The sequence below is a fragment of the Globicatella sanguinis genome (genome assembly GCF_002847845.2).
GTDB classification, from domain to species: domain Bacteria; phylum Bacillota; class Bacilli; order Lactobacillales; family Aerococcaceae; genus Globicatella; species Globicatella sanguinis.
Genome location: NZ_CP126962.1, coordinates 186,702 through 207,129, shown reverse-complemented (window position 1 = coordinate 207,129; position 20,428 = coordinate 186,702). Strand labels below are relative to the sequence as shown.

Annotated in this window: 20 protein-coding genes and 2 pseudogenes; 5 read left to right on the top strand and 17 right to left on the bottom strand. The window is 36.6% G+C overall.

From position 1 onward, the window contains the following. Positions 1-238: 238 nt before the first annotated feature. The 7 genes from CYJ72_RS00825 to ulaG all read right to left on the bottom strand — a co-directional run bounded on the left by CYJ72_RS00825 (position 239) and on the right by ulaG (position 5,854). On the bottom strand, positions 239-949 hold the full coding sequence (locus tag CYJ72_RS00825) for an L-ribulose-5-phosphate 4-epimerase (protein ID WP_284630866.1): 711 nt from the start codon (positions 947-949) through the stop codon (positions 239-241). Next, on the bottom strand, positions 939-1,799 hold the full coding sequence (locus CYJ72_RS00820) for an L-ribulose-5-phosphate 3-epimerase (RefSeq protein WP_284630154.1): 861 nt from the start codon (positions 1,797-1,799) through the stop codon (positions 939-941). The genes CYJ72_RS00825 and CYJ72_RS00820 overlap by 11 nt, the downstream gene beginning before the upstream one ends. A gap of 5 nt (positions 1,800-1,804) precedes the next feature. Continuing rightward, complete coding sequence (locus CYJ72_RS00815; RefSeq protein WP_284630865.1) at positions 1,805-2,443, bottom strand: 3-keto-L-gulonate-6-phosphate decarboxylase UlaD; 639 nt, start codon at positions 2,441-2,443, stop codon at positions 1,805-1,807. Between the two features lie 66 nt (positions 2,444-2,509). Next, a complete protein-coding gene (locus tag CYJ72_RS00810; RefSeq protein ID WP_284630153.1) occupies positions 2,510-2,800 on the bottom strand; it encodes a PTS sugar transporter subunit IIB in 291 nt (96 codons plus the stop codon). Positions 2,801-2,850: 50 nt separating this feature from the next. Then, on the bottom strand, positions 2,851-4,314 hold the full coding sequence (ulaA, locus tag CYJ72_RS00805) for a PTS ascorbate transporter subunit IIC (protein ID WP_284630152.1): 1,464 nt from the start codon (positions 4,312-4,314) through the stop codon (positions 2,851-2,853). Positions 4,315-4,321: 7 nt separating this feature from the next. Continuing rightward, positions 4,322-4,762 (bottom strand): PTS sugar transporter subunit IIA, encoded by a 441-nt coding sequence (locus CYJ72_RS00800; RefSeq protein WP_284630151.1) that lies wholly within the window; start codon positions 4,760-4,762, stop codon positions 4,322-4,324. 27 nt (positions 4,763-4,789) lie between these two features. Beyond that, entirely contained in the window at positions 4,790-5,854 is a 1,065-nt protein-coding gene (gene ulaG, locus CYJ72_RS00795) for an L-ascorbate 6-phosphate lactonase (protein ID WP_071408730.1), read from the bottom strand. A 196-nt stretch (positions 5,855-6,050) separates the two neighbouring features. On the opposite strand from ulaG, the gene CYJ72_RS00790 reads away from it, so the two are divergent. Next, positions 6,051-6,830 carry a DeoR/GlpR family DNA-binding transcription regulator gene (locus CYJ72_RS00790; RefSeq protein ID WP_284630150.1) on the top strand — a complete coding sequence of 260 codons (780 nt, stop codon included), beginning with the start codon at positions 6,051-6,053 and terminating at the stop codon, positions 6,828-6,830. Positions 6,831-7,588: 758 nt separating this feature from the next. Here CYJ72_RS00790 and CYJ72_RS00785 read toward each other — a convergent pair. The 5 genes from CYJ72_RS00785 to CYJ72_RS00765 all read right to left on the bottom strand — a co-directional run bounded on the left by CYJ72_RS00785 (position 7,589) and on the right by CYJ72_RS00765 (position 12,625). Then, positions 7,589-8,326 carry a glycerophosphodiester phosphodiesterase gene (locus CYJ72_RS00785; RefSeq protein ID WP_284630149.1) on the bottom strand — a complete coding sequence of 246 codons (738 nt, stop codon included), beginning with the start codon at positions 8,324-8,326 and terminating at the stop codon, positions 7,589-7,591. A gap of 2 nt (positions 8,327-8,328) precedes the next feature. Beyond that, positions 8,329-9,459, bottom strand: coding sequence for an ABC transporter ATP-binding protein (locus CYJ72_RS00780; RefSeq protein ID WP_284630148.1), 1,131 nt, complete (start codon positions 9,457-9,459; stop codon positions 8,329-8,331). An 18-nt stretch (positions 9,460-9,477) separates the two neighbouring features. After that, a complete protein-coding gene (locus CYJ72_RS00775) occupies positions 9,478-10,332 on the bottom strand; it encodes a carbohydrate ABC transporter permease (RefSeq protein ID WP_284630147.1) in 855 nt (284 codons plus the stop codon). Positions 10,333-10,335: 3 nt separating this feature from the next. After that, complete coding sequence (locus CYJ72_RS00770; RefSeq protein ID WP_284630146.1) at positions 10,336-11,220, bottom strand: carbohydrate ABC transporter permease; 885 nt, start codon at positions 11,218-11,220, stop codon at positions 10,336-10,338. 88 nt (positions 11,221-11,308) lie between these two features. Then, on the bottom strand, positions 11,309-12,625 hold the full coding sequence (locus CYJ72_RS00765; RefSeq protein WP_066126068.1) for an ABC transporter substrate-binding protein: 1,317 nt from the start codon (positions 12,623-12,625) through the stop codon (positions 11,309-11,311). A gap of 339 nt (positions 12,626-12,964) precedes the next feature. Between CYJ72_RS00765 and CYJ72_RS00760 the strand changes: the two genes are divergently transcribed. After that, complete coding sequence (locus tag CYJ72_RS00760) at positions 12,965-13,588, top strand: bifunctional 4-hydroxy-2-oxoglutarate aldolase/2-dehydro-3-deoxy-phosphogluconate aldolase (protein WP_284630145.1); 624 nt, start codon at positions 12,965-12,967, stop codon at positions 13,586-13,588. 282 nt (positions 13,589-13,870) lie between these two features. Here CYJ72_RS00760 and uxaC read toward each other — a convergent pair. After that, a pseudogene (gene uxaC / locus CYJ72_RS00755) lies at positions 13,871-14,926 on the bottom strand (glucuronate isomerase); the annotation flags it as partial. A 15-nt stretch (positions 14,927-14,941) separates the two neighbouring features. On the opposite strand from uxaC, the pseudogene CYJ72_RS00750 reads away from it, so the two are divergent. The 3 genes and pseudogenes from CYJ72_RS00750 to nth form a co-directional block, all read left to right on the top strand. After that, a pseudogene (locus CYJ72_RS00750) lies at positions 14,942-15,136 on the top strand (D-mannonate oxidoreductase); the annotation flags it as partial. Between the two features lie 446 nt (positions 15,137-15,582). Next, positions 15,583-16,557 carry a Gfo/Idh/MocA family protein gene (locus CYJ72_RS00745; protein WP_066126064.1) on the top strand — a complete coding sequence of 325 codons (975 nt, stop codon included), beginning with the start codon at positions 15,583-15,585 and terminating at the stop codon, positions 16,555-16,557. 170 nt (positions 16,558-16,727) lie between these two features. After that, complete coding sequence (gene nth, locus CYJ72_RS00740) at positions 16,728-17,351, top strand: endonuclease III (protein WP_066126063.1); 624 nt, start codon at positions 16,728-16,730, stop codon at positions 17,349-17,351. 243 nt (positions 17,352-17,594) lie between these two features. Here the strand turns inward: nth and CYJ72_RS00735 are convergent, their stop codons facing one another. Genes CYJ72_RS00735 through lspA form a run of 4 tightly spaced genes read right to left on the bottom strand, consistent with a single transcriptional unit; the run spans position 17,595 to position 20,326 of the window. Beyond that, positions 17,595-18,203 carry a class I SAM-dependent methyltransferase gene (locus CYJ72_RS00735; RefSeq protein WP_066126203.1) on the bottom strand — a complete coding sequence of 203 codons (609 nt, stop codon included), beginning with the start codon at positions 18,201-18,203 and terminating at the stop codon, positions 17,595-17,597. A 1-nt stretch (position 18,204) separates the two neighbouring features. Further along, positions 18,205-18,921 (bottom strand): DUF2786 domain-containing protein, encoded by a 717-nt coding sequence (locus CYJ72_RS00730; RefSeq protein ID WP_284630143.1) that lies wholly within the window; start codon positions 18,919-18,921, stop codon positions 18,205-18,207. A 12-nt stretch (positions 18,922-18,933) separates the two neighbouring features. Beyond that, on the bottom strand, positions 18,934-19,869 hold the full coding sequence (locus CYJ72_RS00725; protein ID WP_284630142.1) for an RluA family pseudouridine synthase: 936 nt from the start codon (positions 19,867-19,869) through the stop codon (positions 18,934-18,936). Next, entirely contained in the window at positions 19,853-20,326 is a 474-nt protein-coding gene (gene lspA / locus CYJ72_RS00720; protein WP_284630141.1) for a signal peptidase II, read from the bottom strand. Before lspA ends, CYJ72_RS00725 begins: the two co-directional genes overlap by 17 nt. Between the last annotated feature and the right edge of the window lie 102 nt (positions 20,327-20,428).

Sequence of the window (20,428 nt, the reverse complement as noted above, 5' to 3'; positions counted from 1 at the left end):
TTTATTATAAATTAATTTTATCACTAACCTTGTGGATGTTCAATTAATTTGTGAAAAATATAACTAATTTATTAAAATAAATATGAGACCAGATAGATTATTATTTCTTTCCAGTCCCCTAGTATAAATATGCTATTGTTGTCGATTGGGAGTGGGCAAGAAGTAGAAAATCACACGATTTTCGCTTCGTCTGTCCAGCCTCATGTTTTTATATTTTATTTACGATTAATATTTTGATTTAATTTTGTCCATAATACGCATTAGCACCGTGTTTGCGATAATAATGTTTATCAAGCACATATTGAGGTAGTTTTTCTGCGTTTGAACGAACGGCTTCAGTTATCTGTGCCATTTGACAACATTCGTCTAAAACTAAGCTGTTTTCGATGGCTTTTTGTGTAGTGGTTCCCCATGTAAAAGGACCATGACCATTGACTAACACTGCTGGAATAGCTAAAGGATCAAGATTTTGATTTTCAAATGTTTCCACAATGACTTTACCGGTATTTAATTCGTAAGCTTCTGTGACTTCTTCACTTGTTAGATGACGCGTAATCGGCACTTCGCCATAAAAAGTATCAGCGTGCGTTGTTCCATATACAGGCAAAGAACGTCCGGCTTGTGCCCAGGCGACCGCATTGGTACTATGAGTATGGACTACAGCCTTAATATTCGCGAAATGCTTGTATAAATAGACATGAGTTGGTAAATCAGATGAAGGTCGATAACCTTTCTCTAATGGGTTACCATCTAAATCGACCACCACCATTTGATCTGCCGTCATCGCTTGATAATCCACACCACTCGGTTTAATAACAATGACACCTAGTTCACGATTAATTTCACTGACATTACCCCAAGTTAATTTTACTAATCCCCAGTTTGGTAATTGTAAGTTTGCTTGAAAGACGCGTTCTTTCATTTCTCTAATTATTTCTTTAGTCAAAATAGTACCCCGCTTCCTCTAAAAGTGGTAAAAGATATTCTTTGGCCTCTTGAATACGTGCTGTTGGTTCTGAATCGGTTTCACTCCACATTTCAATAACAAAAGCACCTTGATAGCCGAGACGTTCCAAAGTTTTTAAGCAACCTAAAAAATCCACATCCCCTTCACCAAATGGGACATTTTTAAAGACGCCCGGTGAATCAGCGGTAACATTTTTAGTGTCTTTAAGATGGATAGCCGTGATAGATGCTAAGCCCAATGTTAATTCTTCAATCACATTATTTTCTGGCCATGCGGAAAGATTGCCAATATCTGGATAAACTTGTAACCACGGTGAAGGCACTGCTCGATTTATTTGTTTAAATTTGGTGAGTGAGTTAATATAGGGATCATCCATAATCTCGATAGACAACATTACTTGTTTTTCCGCTGCCATGCAAACCGATTTCTTGAGATTTTCAATAAAATAAGCACTGGTTAGCACATCTTTTTCTTCATAGTAAACATCATATCCGGCTAATTGTATTGTTCTAACGCCTAATTTACTTGCCAGATTAATGGCTTTTTGCATAATGTCTAATGCTTTTTCACGGGTATTTTTATCATGTGAACCAAGCGGAAATCGTCGATGACCACTTAAACAAATTGATGGAATGAAGATACCTGTTTGATCAATTGCAGCTCGGATTTCACAAATTTGATCTAAAGTCCAATCAAGTCGAGCTAATCGTTCATCGGTTTCATCAATTGACATCTCTACAAAATCGAATCCTAACTCTTTGGCAAGTTGCAATCGTTCTAGCCAACTGATGTCTTTAGGTAATGCTTTTTCATAAATTCCTAAAGTAGCCATGGATACTACCCCCAAATACGACGTATTTCGTCTTTAAAAGCTCGTGCGGCCGCCGCCGGATCTTCAGCTTGAGTGATGCCACGTCCTGCAATAAAGGTATATACATCAATGCCTTCAAATAATTTTAAAGTATCGATATTTAAACCGCCGGTGACACTTACTTTGAAGCCCATTTCAACTAATTTTTTAACTTTGTTTAAATCTTTTTTGCCCCAAGTTTCCCCAGCTAATAAAGCATCACGACTTTGGTGATAGATTGCCTGATTAATACCCGCATCTAACCATTGTTGTGCATGCTCATAAGTCCAGTCCCCATATAATTCAACTTGTATTTCTTTTACTTCTTTGGCCGCTGCTTTCATAGTAGCGATGGTTGCTGAACAGATACATGTCATCCAGTCTGCTCCACGATTAGCACAGTTTTTCGCTACCGTACCACCGGCATCGGCGCATTTTGTATCAGCTACGATTGTTTTATTAGGAAATAACTCGCGTAATATGCCAACGACTTCACTCCCTACCTCTAACATCAAAACGGTACCTGCTTCAATAATGTCGACTTCTTGTCCTACTGCTACCGCATCTTTAATCGCATCTTTAATATTGGAATGATCCAACGCGACTTGTAAATTTGGAATACTCATTTTATCTTTCCCTTTCTTCGTTAAAAAGGACGGGCTCTTCACCACGTCCCTCTTTCGTTTTTTAAATTATACTGTAAGCTGAATGGCTTCTAATTGTTCGGAGATTTCTTTTTCAGATAATAGATTTTGTAAACCTATCACATGAGTTTTAGGTAAATCTAAACCACTAAAAACATCCAATAATGCTTTAGAAACAAATACGATATCATATTGTTTGGCAAGCGACTTCGCTTCTGATACGGCACAATGGTAGATTTCAACCGGAATATTTTTCTTTCTAAAAACATTGGCTAGTTTCATTTTTATAATTTGGCTTGATCCCATACCACTGCCACATGCTGCTAATACTTTGATCATTTTTATCATCTCCATTTTTATATTTTATAATGACAATTCATTATGTTTAATTACTGTTGAGTTGCCTCTAAATAGCCTTCATAATCTTCAGCTACGGTGAAATAACGCTCTTTATTTTTCATATATTGTAATTGAGGTATTGCTAATAAGATTAATAGAATGGCTGCCACGCCAATAAAACCACCATATTTCATCATCAAGCCAAATCCAACCCAGATGGTATCCCAGTCGAAGTTACCATGCCAACCACCATATTTTGCTAATTGGAAGACTGAAGCGGCAAAGGCTCCCCCTAATACTTGAATAATTCCGGATAAAAATGGAATGATGGTCGCAGCTCTAAAGCCACCTTTATGGTTTGCATAAACAGCGAAGGTAGCATTATCAAAAAATACTGGCACGAAACCGGTAATTACTAATACTGGACTCTTAAATACTAATAACCCCATAATCGCAATAAATTGTCCTAATGTTCCGAATAAGAAACCGATGGTGACCGCATTTTCTGGCCCGAACCCATAAACGGCTGCACAGTCAATGGCTGGCATTGATCCAGGTAATAATTTATCAGAAATACCTTGGAATGATTCTGATAATTCTGATACGAACATCCGAACACCGAGTTGTAAGATTTGTAAATAAACCGTGAAGGTTAATGATTTTTGTAAAATATAGAATACATAGTTTTGTGCACCACCTGAACTACCATATGCCGTATCGATGGTCATCATTAAGTCTTTACCCAAGATGCCCATAATTAAACCAAAGAAGACAAACATTAAGATAGAAGTTGCGACAATACTTTCTTTAAAAATCGATAAGAAACCTGGTAATTCAATTTCATCAATACCTTTTCCATCTTTTGATTTAAAGAAAGGGGCTATTTTATCTGTTAACCAAACACCAAACATTTGTTGATGCCCAATAGCTAAGCCGGCTCCACCAGTCAAATCTTGAGTCGCTTCTACTGTTAAATTTGAAGAAACTGACCAATAAACCCCTAAGACTACACCTAAGATGATTAAAATTTGCGTATCTTGTAATTGCGGAAAGGCAAATAGCACTAACCATAAGGCCGTTGAAGATTGTTGAACCATGATGTGTCCAGTAATAAAAACAGTCCGTACTTTGGTCCATTTTCTAAAGATAACTAAGATAATATTGACAATAAAAGCGACTAATAAGACCATTAACATTAAACTAAATGAACGACCTGCTTCTTCAACGGCACTTTGCGCAGCAGATTGACCAAAATATGGATCAATGACCGCAGCCTGTAAGTCAAAACGTTCTTTTAAGCCCGCTAATATCGGACGGAAGTTAGAGACTAAACCACCAGCCGCAACGTTTAATATTAAGTAACCAACAACGGCTTTAATAAACCCAGCTAACGCATCATACCATTTCTTATTCATCAATAAGTAACCAATTAGCACTAGAAAACCAACGAAGAATGCTGGGTTGGTTAAAATGTTAATTTGGAAAAATTTCCAAAGATTAGTAATGATCTCCATATAAATCCTACTTTCTTGTGAGTGATAATAAATCTTCTGGGTTTTTTGCTGACAGCAGTTTTTCAACTAAAGACTCATCTTCCAATAAAGTGACCAATTGAGTTAAATTCTCAAGATGTTGGTCATTATTTATTGAAGCTAAAACAAAGAACAGGCGGGCTGTATAGTCACAGTTAGGTCCAAAATCTACCGGTACTTCTGTTTTCATAAAGCCAATTTCAGTTTGATACACACCTTTACCTTCTTGAGCATGAGGAATGCAAATTTCAGGCGCAATTACAATATAGGGTCCAAATTCGTGAACATTATTAATAATATATTGTGAATAGTCGGTCGAAATAATCCCTTTTTCTTCTAAAGGTCGGCAGGCTGCTTTAATGGCATCTTCCCAACTTTCAAATTGATGGTGAAAGGAATACAAGCCTTTTTCAACGATATTTTCTAACATAAAGAATCCTCCTACGGTTATGTTAAATTATAAGAATGATGGGAATGGTGTATCATTTTCATAGTGGAAAGCGTCTTTAAATCCACGGTTAAACATAAATTCAAGTTTTCCTAAATCTTGTGGGTAGTTAAAACGTCCACCTACTTGCCAAATGTATGGATTGAATTGATAATCTAAGCGATCTTTTTTCATTTTCCAAATTTGAACAATTTCTTGAGGGTCTGCCATAAAGTTTGTCCAAATATCGTGATGCACTGGAATAACGACTTTGGCATTTAAGTTTTCTGCCATTCTTAAAATATCCACTGATGTTAGTTTGTCGGTAATGCCACGTGGGTTTTCACCAAAAGCACCTAAACAAACATCAATTTTATGTTCATTTCCATGTTTGGCGAACATATTACAAAAATGTGAATCACCAGCATGATAAACACTACCACCTGATGTAGTAAATAGATAATTAACGGCGATATGATCCATATCTTGTGGCATTTTACCTTTTAATTCATATTCAGGATCACCGTCCCAAGTCACTAAAGCAGTACGGTCGAATGATTCTAAAGCGGTAATTTTAATGTCTTTTATCATCAATTCGTCATTAGGTTTTACCACGATGGTTCTAGCTTCAGGTACACCCCATTTTACCCAGGTGTCTACTACTGCTTGAGGTCCAACAAATTTAGCATCTGGACAATTTTTAGCTACTGCAGCTGCTGTATTAATATCTAAATGATCTGAATGGATATGAGTGACAACAAGGGCATCTACGTTTTGAATTTCAAAAGGATCTAATACGAATGGCTGATTACGTAAATTCGGTTGTAATTGTTTGACACCACTCATTCGCATCATTTGGTGTCCTTTTTTCATATCCCCTGCCCCATGAGTTCTCTTACCAGTACCTGTCCATAAATCACATAAAATATTGGTGCCTTCATGAGATTTTAGCCAAATACCTGTACAACCTAACCACCACATGGAAAATGAACCAGCGGGAACTTCAGCTTCTTGAATTTCTTCATTTAACCAAGTACCCCATTCTGGAAAAGTACTTTTTAACCAACTTTCTTTTGTTACATCTTGAATGTTCATTTAAATTCCTCCTTGAGCGTTTATAACGCTTTCATTAATTTAATAATAAACGATACTATTTAAGCTGACAACCCAGTTAAATGTTTGAATAAGATAATTTTATGCATTTTATGTTCGTTTAATCGTTTGTTAAGGAATTATACTTTATTTTAATGTTTGTTTTGATTATAATATGTTTGAAAAAGAGGTGAATGAGATGAAACAGTCAAAAGAAGTTGTTGAGGAAAGACGTTATAATATTTTGCAATTATTACAAGCAAGTCCCGATTTAGTATTGAGTGTGAATCAGCTAGCTAAACGATTAGCAGTCTCGCCTATGACCATTCGCCGAGACTTAACTGAATTGGAAACGATGGGGAAAATAAATCGTCTACATGGAAAAGCAAAAATACTGGAAAAACCCCACTTTGAAGGTAATACCAATAATGAACATATCGAAGCAATCAAATATAAAATTGCTAAACAAGCTAGTTCTTACGTTGAAAATAATATGACAATTTTTATCAATAGTAGTAGTACCGCTTTAATGACCTTGAATCATTTAATTGATAAGTCATTAGTAGTCTTAACCAATAATGCCCATGTCATTGACATGAAAAATAATCCTAATACCTCCGTTATTTTAACAGGTGGTGAAATCCGCTTCCCAAAAGAAGCTTTGGTTGGTGATTTGGCCTTAGCTTCATTAATGAATTTTCAAGCGGATGTATTAGTTTTAGGTTGTTCGGGTATTAGTCCTGAGCGAGGCATCTCGACAGTGAATATTCATGAATCAGCCGTTAATGCCCTTTTTATTCAAAATACAACAAAAAAAGTCATTGTCGTTGCAGATTATCGAAAAATTGGTTATGATGCGAATTTCTTTGTTGCGCCAACGGATGTCATTGATATCCTCATCACCGATTCATATGCAAATCCAGACATTATTGAAAGGTTTGAACAACAAGGCATTCAAGTCGTTCAATTGCCAATTTAAAAAGGTAATTTTGTTGAAATTAGAGTGGAACTGAACAGGAAGTTGATTGGATGTCGCTTTTACTATTGACTTTTGAAAGATAGGATTTGGCAAGAAGTAATAAATTGATTGATTTTTGATTTACCTTCCACCTAAGCACAGCTGGGAGTTGACCAGAAGTAAAAAAAATGACTAAGTATTGCTTCGTATGTTGACTCTGTCGCAGTTGAAGCTGGTTAATAATGGAAGCATATAACCTATTTAAAGGTATTGTCCATTCTTGTAAAATAAACTATAATTTTAAAAATTAACGCGCCCCACTCTTTTATGTGAGACGCGTTATTTTCATGGCTATAAATGATTCGGGAGTGGACCAGAAGTAGAAAATTGAATAATTTTCGCTTCGTCTGTCCACCCCCGCACAGTTGGGAGTAGACCAGAAGTAGAAAATCGAATGATTTTCGCTTCGTCGGCCTACCCCCGCACAGTTGAGTAGGTATCAAACAAGTCATTAAGACGCAGTTTGATGCCACTCAACCACTGCGCTATTATTATCGAACAATCACTTTATTGATTTTATCAGCTCTATCCCTAACCTCTTTAAGAAGCAGATTGAGGCCACTCAACCACTGCGCTTTTAAATATTTGACTAAATTTATTAAGTTTATGTTCAGCCTTGGACAATGAGCTGCAAACACTATCTATTTTGCGTGATACAATTGGAGAATTTTTGACAAAGCCGCTTCTAGGTACTTTGAGCCGCAGATACGACCAAACTATTAACCGTGAGCTACGACTTTATTGGCTAATTCTACGCAATTGGTAATGACCGCATTGACCTTGTGGGCTACCATCATTTCAAGATGCGCTTGTTCATTGACAGTCCAGACATTGGTTTTAATGCTTTTATCAGCCAAATTTTCAAAATCTTCCTTCGTTAAGCTAACGAAAACGGGATGATAATATTCAACACCATATTGAGCACAATAGTTACCAGGCTCTAATAAGGCAGTGTCTGATAAGAACCCGCAAGCAATGTGCGGTGCTTTTTCTTTCACTTCTTGGATAGTATGATGATTGAAAGATGAAATAATCACACGATCTTCAACGCTATATTTTTCAATTAAGGCAAGGGTTTTATCGACGATGCCAGGATAAACGAAAATATTATTTTTGATTTCAATATTGACCATTAAAGGTGTTTCAATTAACCATTCAAAAAACGCATCTAAAGTAGGTGCGGTAATGTCTTCATGGTTCGTTCCTTCAGGAATCCCTAGACCATTAGTGAAAGAGAATTGTTGAATTTCTTCTAAAGTTAAATCTTTTAAATAGCCCGTTCCATTCGAAGTCCGATCAATTTTTTCATCATGACAAATGACCACTTGTTCATCTTTAGTTAAATGAACATCTAATTCAATGCCATAAGCCTCATATTCAGCCGATTTTTTAAAGGCTAACATGGTGTTTTCTGGGTATAGCTCACTATAACCCCGATGTGCAATTACAAATGTCATTTTTACAACTCCTCTGCTAATTCTTTTGGTGAGAGAATGGTTTTACCAGTTGCTTTATCAAAGAGACTTAATTTTGTTAAATCCATTTTTACATGAACCGCTTGACCATATGAAATAATACGTGGCGGATTAAAACGTGCAGCGCATTGACGGATAGCATCTGGGAATTCAAAGTAAACATAGGTATCAGAACCGATTTGTTCGACATTATTAGCCGTTACCGTGAACACAGAAGAGTCATCATTCACCTTTTTATATTTAATGTTTTCAGGACGAATGCCGACTAATATTTCTTGATTGCCAACCGGCACAATTAAGCGTTCGGCGATTTCATTTGGTAGTTCAATCGTGCGATTCGATAAAGCAAATGATGGTTTACCATTCTGCATGACTAATTTAGATGATAGCATATTCATTTGCGGACTACCAATAAATTCAGCGACAAAAACATTTGCAGGATTATGATATAAATTAGCTGGTGTGTCAAATTGTTCGACATTCCCAACCGACATCACCGCAATCCGATCCCCCATGGTCATGGCTTCGGTTTGGTCGTGGGTCACATAGATAAAGGTGTTTTTTAATTCACGATGTAAGGCCACGATTTCAGCACGCATCGACACACGTAATTTCGCATCCAAGTTAGATAAAGGTTCATCTAATAAAAACACTTTGGGATTACGCACCATTGCTCGTCCTAATGCTACCCGTTGACGTTGCCCGCCTGATAAAGCGCCAGGCTTTTTATCGAGAACGGGTTCTAATTGTAAGATTTTGGCTACTTCTTCGGCACGACGATAGCGTTCTTTTTTAGATACACCGGATAGCTTCATTGAAAAAGCGACATTATCACGATTGGTCATATGTGGATACAGTGCATAAGATTGAAAGACCATCGCGATATCACGTGCTTTGGGCGACATATTATTGACTAATACATCATCAATGAATAATTCCCCTTCTGAAATACGCTCTAAGCCGGCAATCATTCTCAAAGTAGTTGATTTTCCACATCCGGAAGGTCCGACAAAGACAATAAATTCGCCATCTTGAATATCTAAATCAATATTCTTAACTGCTTTATAGCCATCTTCATAAATTTTGGCTACTTTCTTTAACTTAACATTTGCCATTTCATTCAATCCCCTTTTCTAACCTTTAACAGCACCTGCTGTTAAACCTTTCACCATATTGCGTGAACCAACAATAAAGATTACTAAACTTGGTATCATACATAAAACAACACCGGCGACCATTAAGACTAATGATTGTGAATCGGCACTATTTAACATGGAGATACCAATTTGTACGGTACGATTACTATCTTGATTGGTGACTAATAATGGCCACATATACATATTCCAACCACCTAAGAAAGATTGAACCGCCATTGCACCAAGTGTCGGTTTAATTAATGGAATTAAAATCCTAAAGACAAAGCGTAAATCAGGACAACCATCCACTTTGGCTGCTTCATAAATTTCATAAGGGAAATTTTGTAAAGCTTGCACACATAAAAAGATATTAAAGGCTGAAATCATAAATGGTATTATTAAAACTTTCAGTGAGTCGGTCCACCCCCATGATGAGACCATTAAAAATTGTGAAATGATAACCGATTCACCGGGAATCATCATCGTCGATAAGATTAAAGCATACAAAATACCTCTGCCCTTAAATTCTAAAAAACGAAAAGCAAAAGCTGCTAACGCTGAGGTGATAATTTGTAAAATCGTAATACTCGTTGCTACGATCATGGAATTACGGATATAAGTACCAATGGGTGCCGTCCGAAAAACATCAACGAAATTGGATAAGGTTGGAATTTTAGGAAACCAAATGGAAGTAGGATCGTATAATTCTCCGGCTGGTTTAACGGCCATTGAAAAGCCATATAATAAGGGAAACATGACAATTAGCCAGACGACAATATTTAATACTAATCGTAACCCCATCCAAAAACGACTCCAAAATAATTCATTTTCATTAAAAGCTTTATTGCTCATGGATTACTGCTCCTTTCGACGTATTTTGAACATCACGATGGTTAACAACATGACGATTATAAATAAAATAACCGATTCTGCTGAAGCAAATCCATAACGATAGTTCATAAAGGCATTACGATAAATATCATAGACAATGACATTAGTCGCTTGTCCAGGACCACCTTTAGTTAAAATATTAATCTGACCAAAACCTTGGAAGGCATTGATGATATTAGTCACGATCACAAAAAACAATGTCGGTTTTAACGATGGAATGGTAATATATAAAAACTGCTGAAAACTATTAGCGCCATCTACTTGCCCACTTTCATATAATGCATCATCAATCGATGCTAAACCAGAAGAAAAATAGAGAAAATTCATGCCACTATTTAACCACCCCGTCAATACTCCGATAACTAATAAAGCTGTTTCAGGTTTAGTTAAATAATTAATATAAGTACCTAAGAGACGATTGATAATCCCTACAGTCGGATTTAACATGACTTGGAAAATCATCGCCATTCCTGCAGAAGCAATCGCCATCGGCATCGCATAGGAAGTAGAAAAGAATTTCACACCAGGAAATGATTTTTGACATAATAAGGCCGTAAAAAACCCGAGCGTCACCCCCACTACTACGACGATCACAACAAATACAAAGGAGGTTTTGACACTATTCCAAAAACTATCACTACCCAATAGTTCAGTATAATTGCCAAATCCTAAATATTCGACATTAGCACCCATATTATTGGTTAAAAACATCGAGCGATATAAGGTTTGGATAAAGGGCCAAAACATAAATAGACTCAAAATAATGATGGCCGGCGATAAAAAAAGGTATCCTTTAATTTTGTCAAAGAATGTTTGTTCTTCTTTTATAATTACTACATCTTGATTCATCTTGTACTCCAATCTATAAAAAGAAAGTCAATCGAGATCAAAGCAAGCTGCCTTTATCCCGATTGATAACTTTCCCAAACTTAGCTGACTATTGATTTGCTTTGTTATAGTTTTCGATTGCGCTATTAATTTGGTCTGCCATTGATTGAGCTGCCGCTGCTGGTTCTAATTCACCATTAAATACTTTTTCAACTTCATTTTCAAAGATTTGACGGGCTTCTTGGGCTACACCTGATAATGCGCCTTGGTCTTCTGGTTTAGCATCATGTAATTGATCGATTGCGGTTTGGAATTGCGGATATTCTGCTAAATTGTCCTTGAAGACTTGTTCATCATGAGCACCAATATTTACTGGGAAGTACCCTGTGTCAACATTCCATTGAGCTTGAGCTGGTGCTGATACTAAGTATTGGATAAAGTCCCACGTTGCTGCTTTACGAGCGTCATCTCCTGATTCAATCATCCATAATGAAGCCCCACCGATTGAAACGCCACCTTTATCTTCCGCATCAATACCAGGATAATAAGCTACACCCACTTCAAAACGTCCGTCAACTTCAGTTAGGATTTGACGTAAACTAGCAGTTGAACCAAAAGTAATCGCAGATTGACCGGCGATAAATTCTGGTTGTCCTCCAGTTCGACCGACGTTTGGCATCATACCGCTATCTACCCCTTTTTTCCACATCGTTAAGATTTTTTCCATCCCACCATTATCGATAAAATCGACTGCCGTTGAAGGTTTGTCACCACGACCATTGGCCTCATTGAAAATGTCTTTTTCCATTTTGTTAAACCATTGATCAATCCACCAACCATAGATGGAAACAGTTGCTGGCATTGGGGCTCCCGCTTCTTGTAATTTAGGGCCGATTTCAATAATTTCTTCTAAAGTGGTCGGTACTTCGACACCCGCTTTTTCAAATAAATCTTTGTTGTAGTACATTAACGGTGTAGAAGAATTAAATGGCATTGAATTTAATTGTCCACCGATAGTATAGTAGGCTAATAAGTTTGGCTCTAATTGAGATAAATCAAATTGAGATTCATCGACAAATTGTTGGACTGGAACCGTTAATCCTGAATCAATCATAAAGGTTGATCCAACCTCAAACACCTGAACTAAGTCAGCACCTACTTCTGAACCAGAAGCTGTAGAACGTAATTTAGTTAACGTTTCATCATATGAACCTTGATATTGTGCATCGACGATTACTTCTGATTGAGAAGCATTGTATTCATCGACTAATTTTTGTAAAGCTTCCCCAACACTACCACCCATTCCATGCCAGAATGTAATTTTTGTTGGTTCAGCCGCATTCACTGTTTGATTAATCGGTAAAACCGCACTTGAAAGTGCAATTGATGAAGCCGCTAAAACTAATTTTTTCATCCATTTTTTCATCTATCATAGACCTCCAGAATAAAGTTCGAGTACTGTAGCACCCGTCATTCAGTATCTAATTTGCAATAGTCAAAGTCAATTCACTTTATTAAAAACTCATAAGAAATTTACTCTTCATTTACAATGTCCGAAATTATTTTACATTATTTTCAGAAATTTGATTTGACGTTTACATTTCTCGTTATGTTAACTGCTGTAAAAGTGGTATCACTGATGAACGTCTAAACGAGTCATTCTTGTCAAAAATATATTAATTACTGATATTTTAAAGGGTTTACATTTACACGAATGCTGGATTGTGATAAAATTTTTATATAGATGAATAAAGGAGTGATCTAGATGGTATTAGAACAATTGAAAGATAATTATATTTTTGCAGTCATTCGTGGTAAATCAGCCGATGATGCACTGGAAATTGCCCGTCATGCAATTAAAGGTGGCATCTTTAATATGGAAATCACCTATACAACACCGGATGCATCTGCTGTCATTAAACAATTAAAAGAAGAATTTAAAGACGATCGTCGTGTGGTGATTGGTGCAGGAACGGTGATGGATTTAGAATTAGCGAAGAAATCAGTAGCTGCCGGAGCGGATTTTATGGTAAGTCCCCATCTTGATCCTGAGATTTTAGCTTATGCTAAAGAGGCGAAAGTCGAATACTTCCCAGGATGTGGAACGGTCACTGAAATTGTGCAAGCAATGAACGGTGGGGCTAACATTATCAAATGCTTCCCTGGTGGCGTCTTAGGACCTAATTTTATTAAAGATGTTCATGGACCGATTCCAGAAGTTAATTTAATGCCTTCCGGTGGTGTTTCATTAGATAATATTGCTACCTGGAAGAAAAATGGTGCCTGTGCTGTTGGGGTTGGTTCTGCCCTAGCTTCTGATGTGAAGGAACATGGTTATGAAAGTGTGGTTACTAAAGCCAAAGCCTTTGTAGCAGCTTGTCACTCTTAAGATAACTATTCGGTACTTAATAAGCTTAACTTTTTCGCTCGGTCTTTATCTACGATGAAAGAAGAGTTAGTAAAATGTTAACTTGCCCTATTCAATCAAATAATAAAAAATGACTCCCTTAATTAAAGCAGTACTGTGGTGAAGTACGCTATAATTGAGAGAGTCTTTTTAATTGAGGTCTATTTTATAATAAGATAAAAGCATTCGTTAAACACAATAATATCTCTTATCTCTTCGTTAAACTTTCGTCAGCTCGTCATTTATCTAAACAACGACAGCTAATTATTTATCCGTATTTTTGGTGAAGTAATTTACGGCATTGTAGTAACAAATATTTTGAACTAAAGTCTTCAATAATGATTCATCATTAGGAATTTTACCTGCATCGACTTGTTCACCGATAAATTGGCACAAAATACGACGGAAGTATTCATGACGTGGATACGATAAGAAACTTCTTGAATCGGTTAACATACCGACAAAATTCATTAAAAGTCCTTGATCAGCTAAAGCAGCCATTTGAGCACGCATCCCACGTTCGGTATCATTAAACCACCAACCAGAACCTAATTGTAATTTAGATTTGATGCCTTTATCATTACTTTGGAAGTTAGCTAAAGCACTGCCAATAACATCATATTGCGTTGGATTCAATGGGTATATAATCATCTTAGGTAATCCATTATTTTGATTCATTGCGTCAAATAATCGGTTTAATCCACTTGCATCATTACTCGAGTCACGAATAGAGTCAAATCCAGTATCAGGTCCTAATGTTTCAAACATTTTAGTATTATTATTACGTAAAGCACCAAAATGAATTTGCATCGCCCAATCATAATCCGCATAAAGTTTTGCTAAATCGACTAATAAACGACTAGTATATTGGTTCACTTCTTGTACAGTGAGTGTGTCCACATTTAATCCTTTGGCAAAAATTGACTCTATTTCTTCATTAGTCGCTCCGACATAATTGACTTCTTCTAAAGCATGGTCTGAAGCAACAGTTCCCACTGAATCAAAGAATGCGATACGTTGAGCTAAAGCATCAACAAAATCTTGATAATGATTGACCTTTTTATCAGCTACTTTACCAATTAATTGCACATATTCATTAAACGTTGGATCGTTCACTTTTAAAGCTTTATCTGGTCTAAATGAAGGAACGACTTTTGTTTTGAAGGAATCGTCCTCAGCAATTTGTTGATGGAATTCTAAAGAATCTTCTGGACTATCGGTCGTACCAATTAGAGCGACATTTGATTGATTAATAAAATAACGAGTCGTCATTTGCTTTTCTTTAATTTGTTTGTTTAATTTTTCAAAAATTTCCTCACCATTGTCAGCTGTGGTTTATTATTTAATGAAGATGGCACTCCAACTGCATGTGCTAACAAAATCTTAACCAATACCCAAATGTGTCGCTTTGGAGAAGCGGAGGAACTAGTCGGTGGTACTTTCTTCTTAGCCGACGAAAACTTAGCAAGTTTTGTTAATGGTGTTTTTTTACCGATTGATGGTGGTTTTGCTGCCTACTCCGGTGTTTAATAAACTGATTTAAATCATATTCCTTCCTCCTACACACAATTTTATAAGGAATATATTTAATGATGACTAATAATCAATTGTACAAGGGTTTCTACTCCCCTTCTCACAGTTGATTATTAGTCTTTTTTTGAGAGTGGAGCAGAAGTAGAAAATTGAATAGTTTTCGCTAGTCTATTCACCCCCACATAGTGGGGAGTGGACAGTTAAGTAGGTCTCAAACAAGTCATTTAGACGTAGTTTGAGGCCATTCAACCACTGCGCTTTTTATTATCGAACAATAATCCAACTAAATTTATCAATCTTATGCCCAGCCCCTATTGAACTGTATTATTAGTAGTGTTGTAGCCATGATTACCATTTCCTCATTAAAACACTTTCATTCTTTTTTACTATTAATTATGAATAGTTTATAATAGAGTTATTATTAATTGAAGGTGGTTTTTTAGATGGTAAAAGTAGGTATTATTGGTGCTGGAAATATTGCGCGTAAAATGGCACATACGATTAATTGTGAAGAAAAAGCAACAGCGTATGCTGTAGCCGCACGTGATTTAACGCGAGCACAGGCATTTGCTGATGAGTTTGATTTTGAAAAAGCGTATGGATCCTATTTAGAATTAGTGGAAGACCCTGAAGTTGAATTAGTCTATGTCGCAACGACTCATAACTTCCATTATGAACATTGTAAATTAGCGATGAATCATGGTAAACATGTTCTTTGTGAAAAAGCTATTACGATTAATGCCAATCAATTAGCTGAATTAATCAAATTAGCCCATGAAAAACAAGTTACCTTTATGGAAGCCATTTGGAGTCGCTTTATGCCACTGCAATTAAAATTAAAACAAATGCTAGATGAAGGTGTGATTGGGACGCCGCGTTTAATTCAATCTAATCACGGCGCATTGCTTGAAGATAAGGAAAGAATGTATCGTCCGGATTTAGCTGGCGGTGCCTTGTTAGACTTAGGGGTCTATAATGTTCATTTTGTGTTGCAAATGTTTGGTAATGATTATGCCACTGTTAGCTCCTCAATGGATTTAACCGATGAAGGAGTTGATCGTACTACCGCCATTACCCTCACCTTTCCAGATGGACGGATGGCTCAAATGTTAACAACAATGGCAACTATGCGCTACACCGATGTCTTAATTATTGGTGATAAAGGAATGTTCAGAATTGAGGGTTCTAATCATATTGATGTGATGCGTCTGTATGACCAAGATAATCAATTAGTCGAAACTTATCAAAGACCCGCTGATAATGGTGGCTTTGACTTCCAATTGCGCGAAGTGATTCATTTAATTGAACAAGGTAAAATTGAATCAGACATTGTATCTTTAGAGGATTCATTAGTTGTCATGCGTTTAATGGATACAGTGCGAGCACAACATGGGTTTAAGTATCCTGAAGAAAAATAAGCATTATTGACAAAACGTGCTAAGGGTGAGAATATAGGTAAGTGAATGGCCTTATTCTCACCTGCCTTTTTATACTATTTTATATAACTTATAATGTATAAAGTGCAAAAAAATGAGAATATACCTCAAATATAAATAAAAAAGATAAGATTATTTTTAAAGGAGTCATAATGGTTTTATCAAAAAAACGCGCAAGAAAAGTAATTGAAGAAATTATTGCCCTATATCCTGATGTCCCACCTAGTTTAGATTTTACCAATCCGTTTGAATTAGTGGTGGCCGTTACTTTAAGTGCTCAAACAACTGATGTGGCAGTCAATAAAGTAACCCCTGCCCTGTTTGAACGATTTCCAACACCAAAAGCGTTGGCTTCAGTGCCCCCAAGTGAAATCGAGCCCTATATCGCTACTTTAGGACTCTATCGCAATAAAGCCCGATTTTTACATGAATGTGGTAAACAATTAGTCGAGAATTTCAATGGCGAAGTCCCACAAACGCGAGCAGAATTAATGAGTTTATCTGGAGTTGGTCGTAAAACAGCCAATGTTGTACTAAGTGTCGGTTTTGGCATTCCGGCATTTGCTGTTGATACTCATGTCACCCGCATCTGTAAACATCATGACATTGTTAAAAAATCAGCCACTGCCTTAGAAGTTGAAAAGAGAGTATGCGATGTACTCCCACCTGAATTATGGCTGAAAGCTCATCAAGCGATGATTTATTTTGGACGAGAGATTTGTCATCCGCGTAATCCCCAATGTCACTTATACCCTCAATTATACGAATTTGATTAAAAAAACGTCCCTTACTATTAGTAAAAGACGTAAAATGAGAGTGGGCAAGAAGTAGAAAATCAAATGATTTTCGCTTTGTCTGTTCACCCCCGCACAGTTGAGTAGGTATCAAACAAGTCATTAAGACGCCGTTTGAGAGCGCCCACCCACTGCGCTTATCAAGAACTTGTCGAACTTTATTTTGATTATGGCTAGCATTTTCTCTACTTTCCTATTTTCAGGAAAATAAAAGACTGCACGTTCTTAAAGGTTATTTTGATAGATGACGATTTTTTCTCGTGGATCTTGTTGATTTCCGGGTAATAAAATCGTCTTTTTTAATTGAAAGTCAGTTTTTTCTTCAATAAATTGAATACAGCTATCAAGTGGATAATAATATATCAAGGTTATTTTTCTTGGAAAGGCCACTACCGATTGCATAATACCATAGATAACCGGGCGCATAATGACCAATTGAAAAGGATTGAAAAAGTAAAAGACTGTATCACGACTTGAGATTTGATACTCTTCCACCGGTTGATTCAAAATCGTGATGGGATATTGTTGACCCATTTTTTCATTTAAGGCCAAAATATTGCGCTGAGCAATATCAAAAGCAGCTGGTATGAATTCAACCCCCACAACTGGAATTTCCAATTTATAAGCCGAATAAATCAATACACGACCGGTGCCACTACCCATATCCACTAATTGATCGGTTGCGCTAAACTTAAACTCACGAAAGAGATGATCAAGGACATAATAATCGGTTGATTCTGTTCGATGATAATGCCAAAAGTGATCGCCAAATTCTTGTTCAATTAGGTGATGAGTCTGAATCCCTAGGCGGGCATCTATTTGATGATTATCCATATTATGACTCATGATTCTCCAAATAATGGCGGTTTAAACTCACGGTATTCCCTTTAATATACCCTTCCGAATAGGCAGCATCTGCTTTCGTGTAGCGTGGCGCTTTATACGATAATTTTTGGCCTCCTACTTGGTTTCGAAAGGCTTTTTTTACTTCATCTGGCACTTGAATCACGAGTGCATAGGCATCATTTTCAGTTTGCATTTCTTCACGTTGGGCCGCAAATTTTTCTTCTAAACCATCGATAAACCCTTTGTAATAAGCTTTACGTAACTCTACTTGAGCTACATTTTTATTTTCCTTTTGAATCGCTTTTAAATGATTACTCGCATGATAACGCATGCTATCAGCTGCTAAATGAAATATTTCATAAGCTAAATCAGTATCTTCTGGAAACCCCATAAAGACAATTTTACGTACGGTTGAAGCTTGATGAGGGAGACGATTACTTTGTACGTATAACATCACTCTAAAATTATCAGCAATGACCATCGCTAATGACTTTTCCCACCAATATAAACGCTTATAAACCGATAATGAACGTAGGACGATTTCTTTTTTGTCTGACTTACTTAATTCATTTTGCGAAATTTTATGTTTCAGCATTAATTTCTGCGCCATAATCAAAGCCGTCTGACTTTCCTCGTCATTGCCGCCATCTTCGGCTAATTCGAGTAGATTGCGGATTTTTTCTAAAATCTTATCATTAGCAATCATAACGATACCTCCTTACTCTAGGGGCGTTAATGTTCTTAATATGTCTTCGAAATGCTCTGGCAACGGAACTTCAAAACTCATTGATTGATCGCTAATAGGATGTTTAAGATGAATTTCTTTGGCATGTAATAATTGTCCATCGGTTAATCGTGTCAACGCCCCTCGCATTTGACCGACACCGATGCGGTAAACAGGGTCCCCTACTAATGGGTGCCCAATATATTCCATATGAACTCTAATTTGATGAGTACGTCCTGTTGCTAACTGTAATTCAACGAGTGTTGAATCGGTATAACGTTGTAAAACTTTAAAATGGGTTAAAGCGTACTTGCCATCTGGTTGAACAGACCATCTTAATCGATTACTCGGATCACGTCTCAAGGGCACTTCAATCGTACCTTCGGGTTCTTTAATGGTGCCATGAACCAATGCATAATAGGTTCTTCCCATTGAATGATCCGCTAATTGCTCACTTAGTAAATGATGCGCTGCATTGTTTTTAGCGACTACTATTAAACCAGAAGTATCTTTATCAATGCGATGCACTAATCCAGGACGTGTAGTATCATCTGGATAGGCTAAATTATGCCCCAAATAATATAGTAAAGCATTAACAAGCGTGCCTGAATGATGCCCTTTTGAAGGATGAACCACCATGCCTGCTGCTTTATTGATGACGACTAAGTCTTCATCTTCATAAACAATATCTAAGGGAATGTCTTCTGCTTTTAACTTTTCTTCCTCTGGTTCTTCAACTTCAGGGATGACAATGGTAATGGTCTCGTGACCTTCTAATTTAAGATTAGCTTTCGCAACTTCCCCATTGACTTGGACTAAATCTTGTTTAATTAGTTTTTGGATCGTTGAGCGACTTTCGCTCGGTAATAAGGTCGTCAAGACTTTATCTAAACGTCCTGTTTCCCCTTGTAAATTAAATATTTGTGACATCATACGCTCCTTCTTTTTCTAATTCAAATAAAATAACAATCATTAAAATGATGACACCAAATGTCAATGCCATATCTGCGACATTGAATACAGGGAAATCAATAAATAATAAACGGAACATGTCGACGACATAGCCATTTAACAAGCGATCGATAAAATTACCTAAGGCACCACCAATCAACAAACCGTATGCTATTTGACTAAGTCGTTGTTGTGGTGTAGTCTTATAAAGTAAATATACTAAATATATTAGGATTAAGATGGTGGCAACATAGAATAAATTCATTTTTCCAGAAAGTATTCCCCAACCGGCACCTGTGTTACGTAAGTAATAAAAATCAAATACTTTGGGTACCCCTGGTAATGAACTATGTAAATCAATTTGGTTGATTGTCCAATATTTAACTAATTGGTCAATAATAACAATAAAAAATGCAATGCAAAGTCCAATTATCATGGTGTCCTCCTTGTGAAAATGCTTTTATATTTGGTATAATAATAAGCATACAACGTTTATTATACTTAATTTTAGGTGAAAAGTCATGTATTTAAGACTTTT

Bases quoted from the DNA above. Each gene is read 5' to 3' on its own strand.
- ulaG (WP_071408730.1), bottom strand. From the start codon at position 5,854: ATGAACATTCAAGATGTAACAAAAGAAAGTTGGTTAAAAAGTACTTTT.
- CYJ72_RS00815 (WP_284630865.1), bottom strand. From the start codon at position 2,443: ATGAGTATTCCAAATTTACAAGTCGCGTTGGATCATTCCAATATTAAA.
- CYJ72_RS00735 (WP_066126203.1), bottom strand. From the start codon at position 18,203: ATGGATAATCATCAAATAGATGCCCGCCTAGGGATTCAGACTCATCAC.
- CYJ72_RS00730 (WP_284630143.1), bottom strand. From the start codon at position 18,921: ATGATTGCTAATGATAAGATTTTAGAAAAAATCCGCAATCTACTCGAA.
- CYJ72_RS00810 (WP_284630153.1), bottom strand. From the start codon at position 2,800: ATGATCAAAGTATTAGCAGCATGTGGCAGTGGTATGGGATCAAGCCAA.
- CYJ72_RS00745 (WP_066126064.1), top strand. From the start codon at position 15,583: ATGGTAAAAGTAGGTATTATTGGTGCTGGAAATATTGCGCGTAAAATG.
- CYJ72_RS00785 (WP_284630149.1), bottom strand. From the start codon at position 8,326: ATGACATTTGTAATTGCACATCGGGGTTATAGTGAGCTATACCCAGAA.
- lspA (WP_284630141.1), bottom strand. From the start codon at position 20,326: ATGATAATTGGACTTTGCATTGCATTTTTTATTGTTATTATTGACCAA.
- CYJ72_RS00820 (WP_284630154.1), bottom strand. From the start codon at position 1,799: ATGGCTACTTTAGGAATTTATGAAAAAGCATTACCTAAAGACATCAGT.
- CYJ72_RS00780 (WP_284630148.1), bottom strand. From the start codon at position 9,459: ATGGCAAATGTTAAGTTAAAGAAAGTAGCCAAAATTTATGAAGATGGC.
- CYJ72_RS00725 (WP_284630142.1), bottom strand. From the start codon at position 19,869: ATGTCACAAATATTTAATTTACAAGGGGAAACAGGACGTTTAGATAAA.
- CYJ72_RS00760 (WP_284630145.1), top strand. From the start codon at position 12,965: ATGGTATTAGAACAATTGAAAGATAATTATATTTTTGCAGTCATTCGT.
- CYJ72_RS00800 (WP_284630151.1), bottom strand. From the start codon at position 4,762: ATGTTAGAAAATATCGTTGAAAAAGGCTTGTATTCCTTTCACCATCAA.
- CYJ72_RS00770 (WP_284630146.1), bottom strand. From the start codon at position 11,220: ATGAATCAAGATGTAGTAATTATAAAAGAAGAACAAACATTCTTTGAC.
- CYJ72_RS00765 (WP_066126068.1), bottom strand. From the start codon at position 12,625: ATGAAAAAATGGATGAAAAAATTAGTTTTAGCGGCTTCATCAATTGCA.
- nth (WP_066126063.1), top strand. From the start codon at position 16,728: ATGGTTTTATCAAAAAAACGCGCAAGAAAAGTAATTGAAGAAATTATT.
- CYJ72_RS00790 (WP_284630150.1), top strand. From the start codon at position 6,051: ATGAAACAGTCAAAAGAAGTTGTTGAGGAAAGACGTTATAATATTTTG.
- ulaA (WP_284630152.1), bottom strand. From the start codon at position 4,314: ATGGAGATCATTACTAATCTTTGGAAATTTTTCCAAATTAACATTTTA.
- CYJ72_RS00775 (WP_284630147.1), bottom strand. From the start codon at position 10,332: ATGAGCAATAAAGCTTTTAATGAAAATGAATTATTTTGGAGTCGTTTT.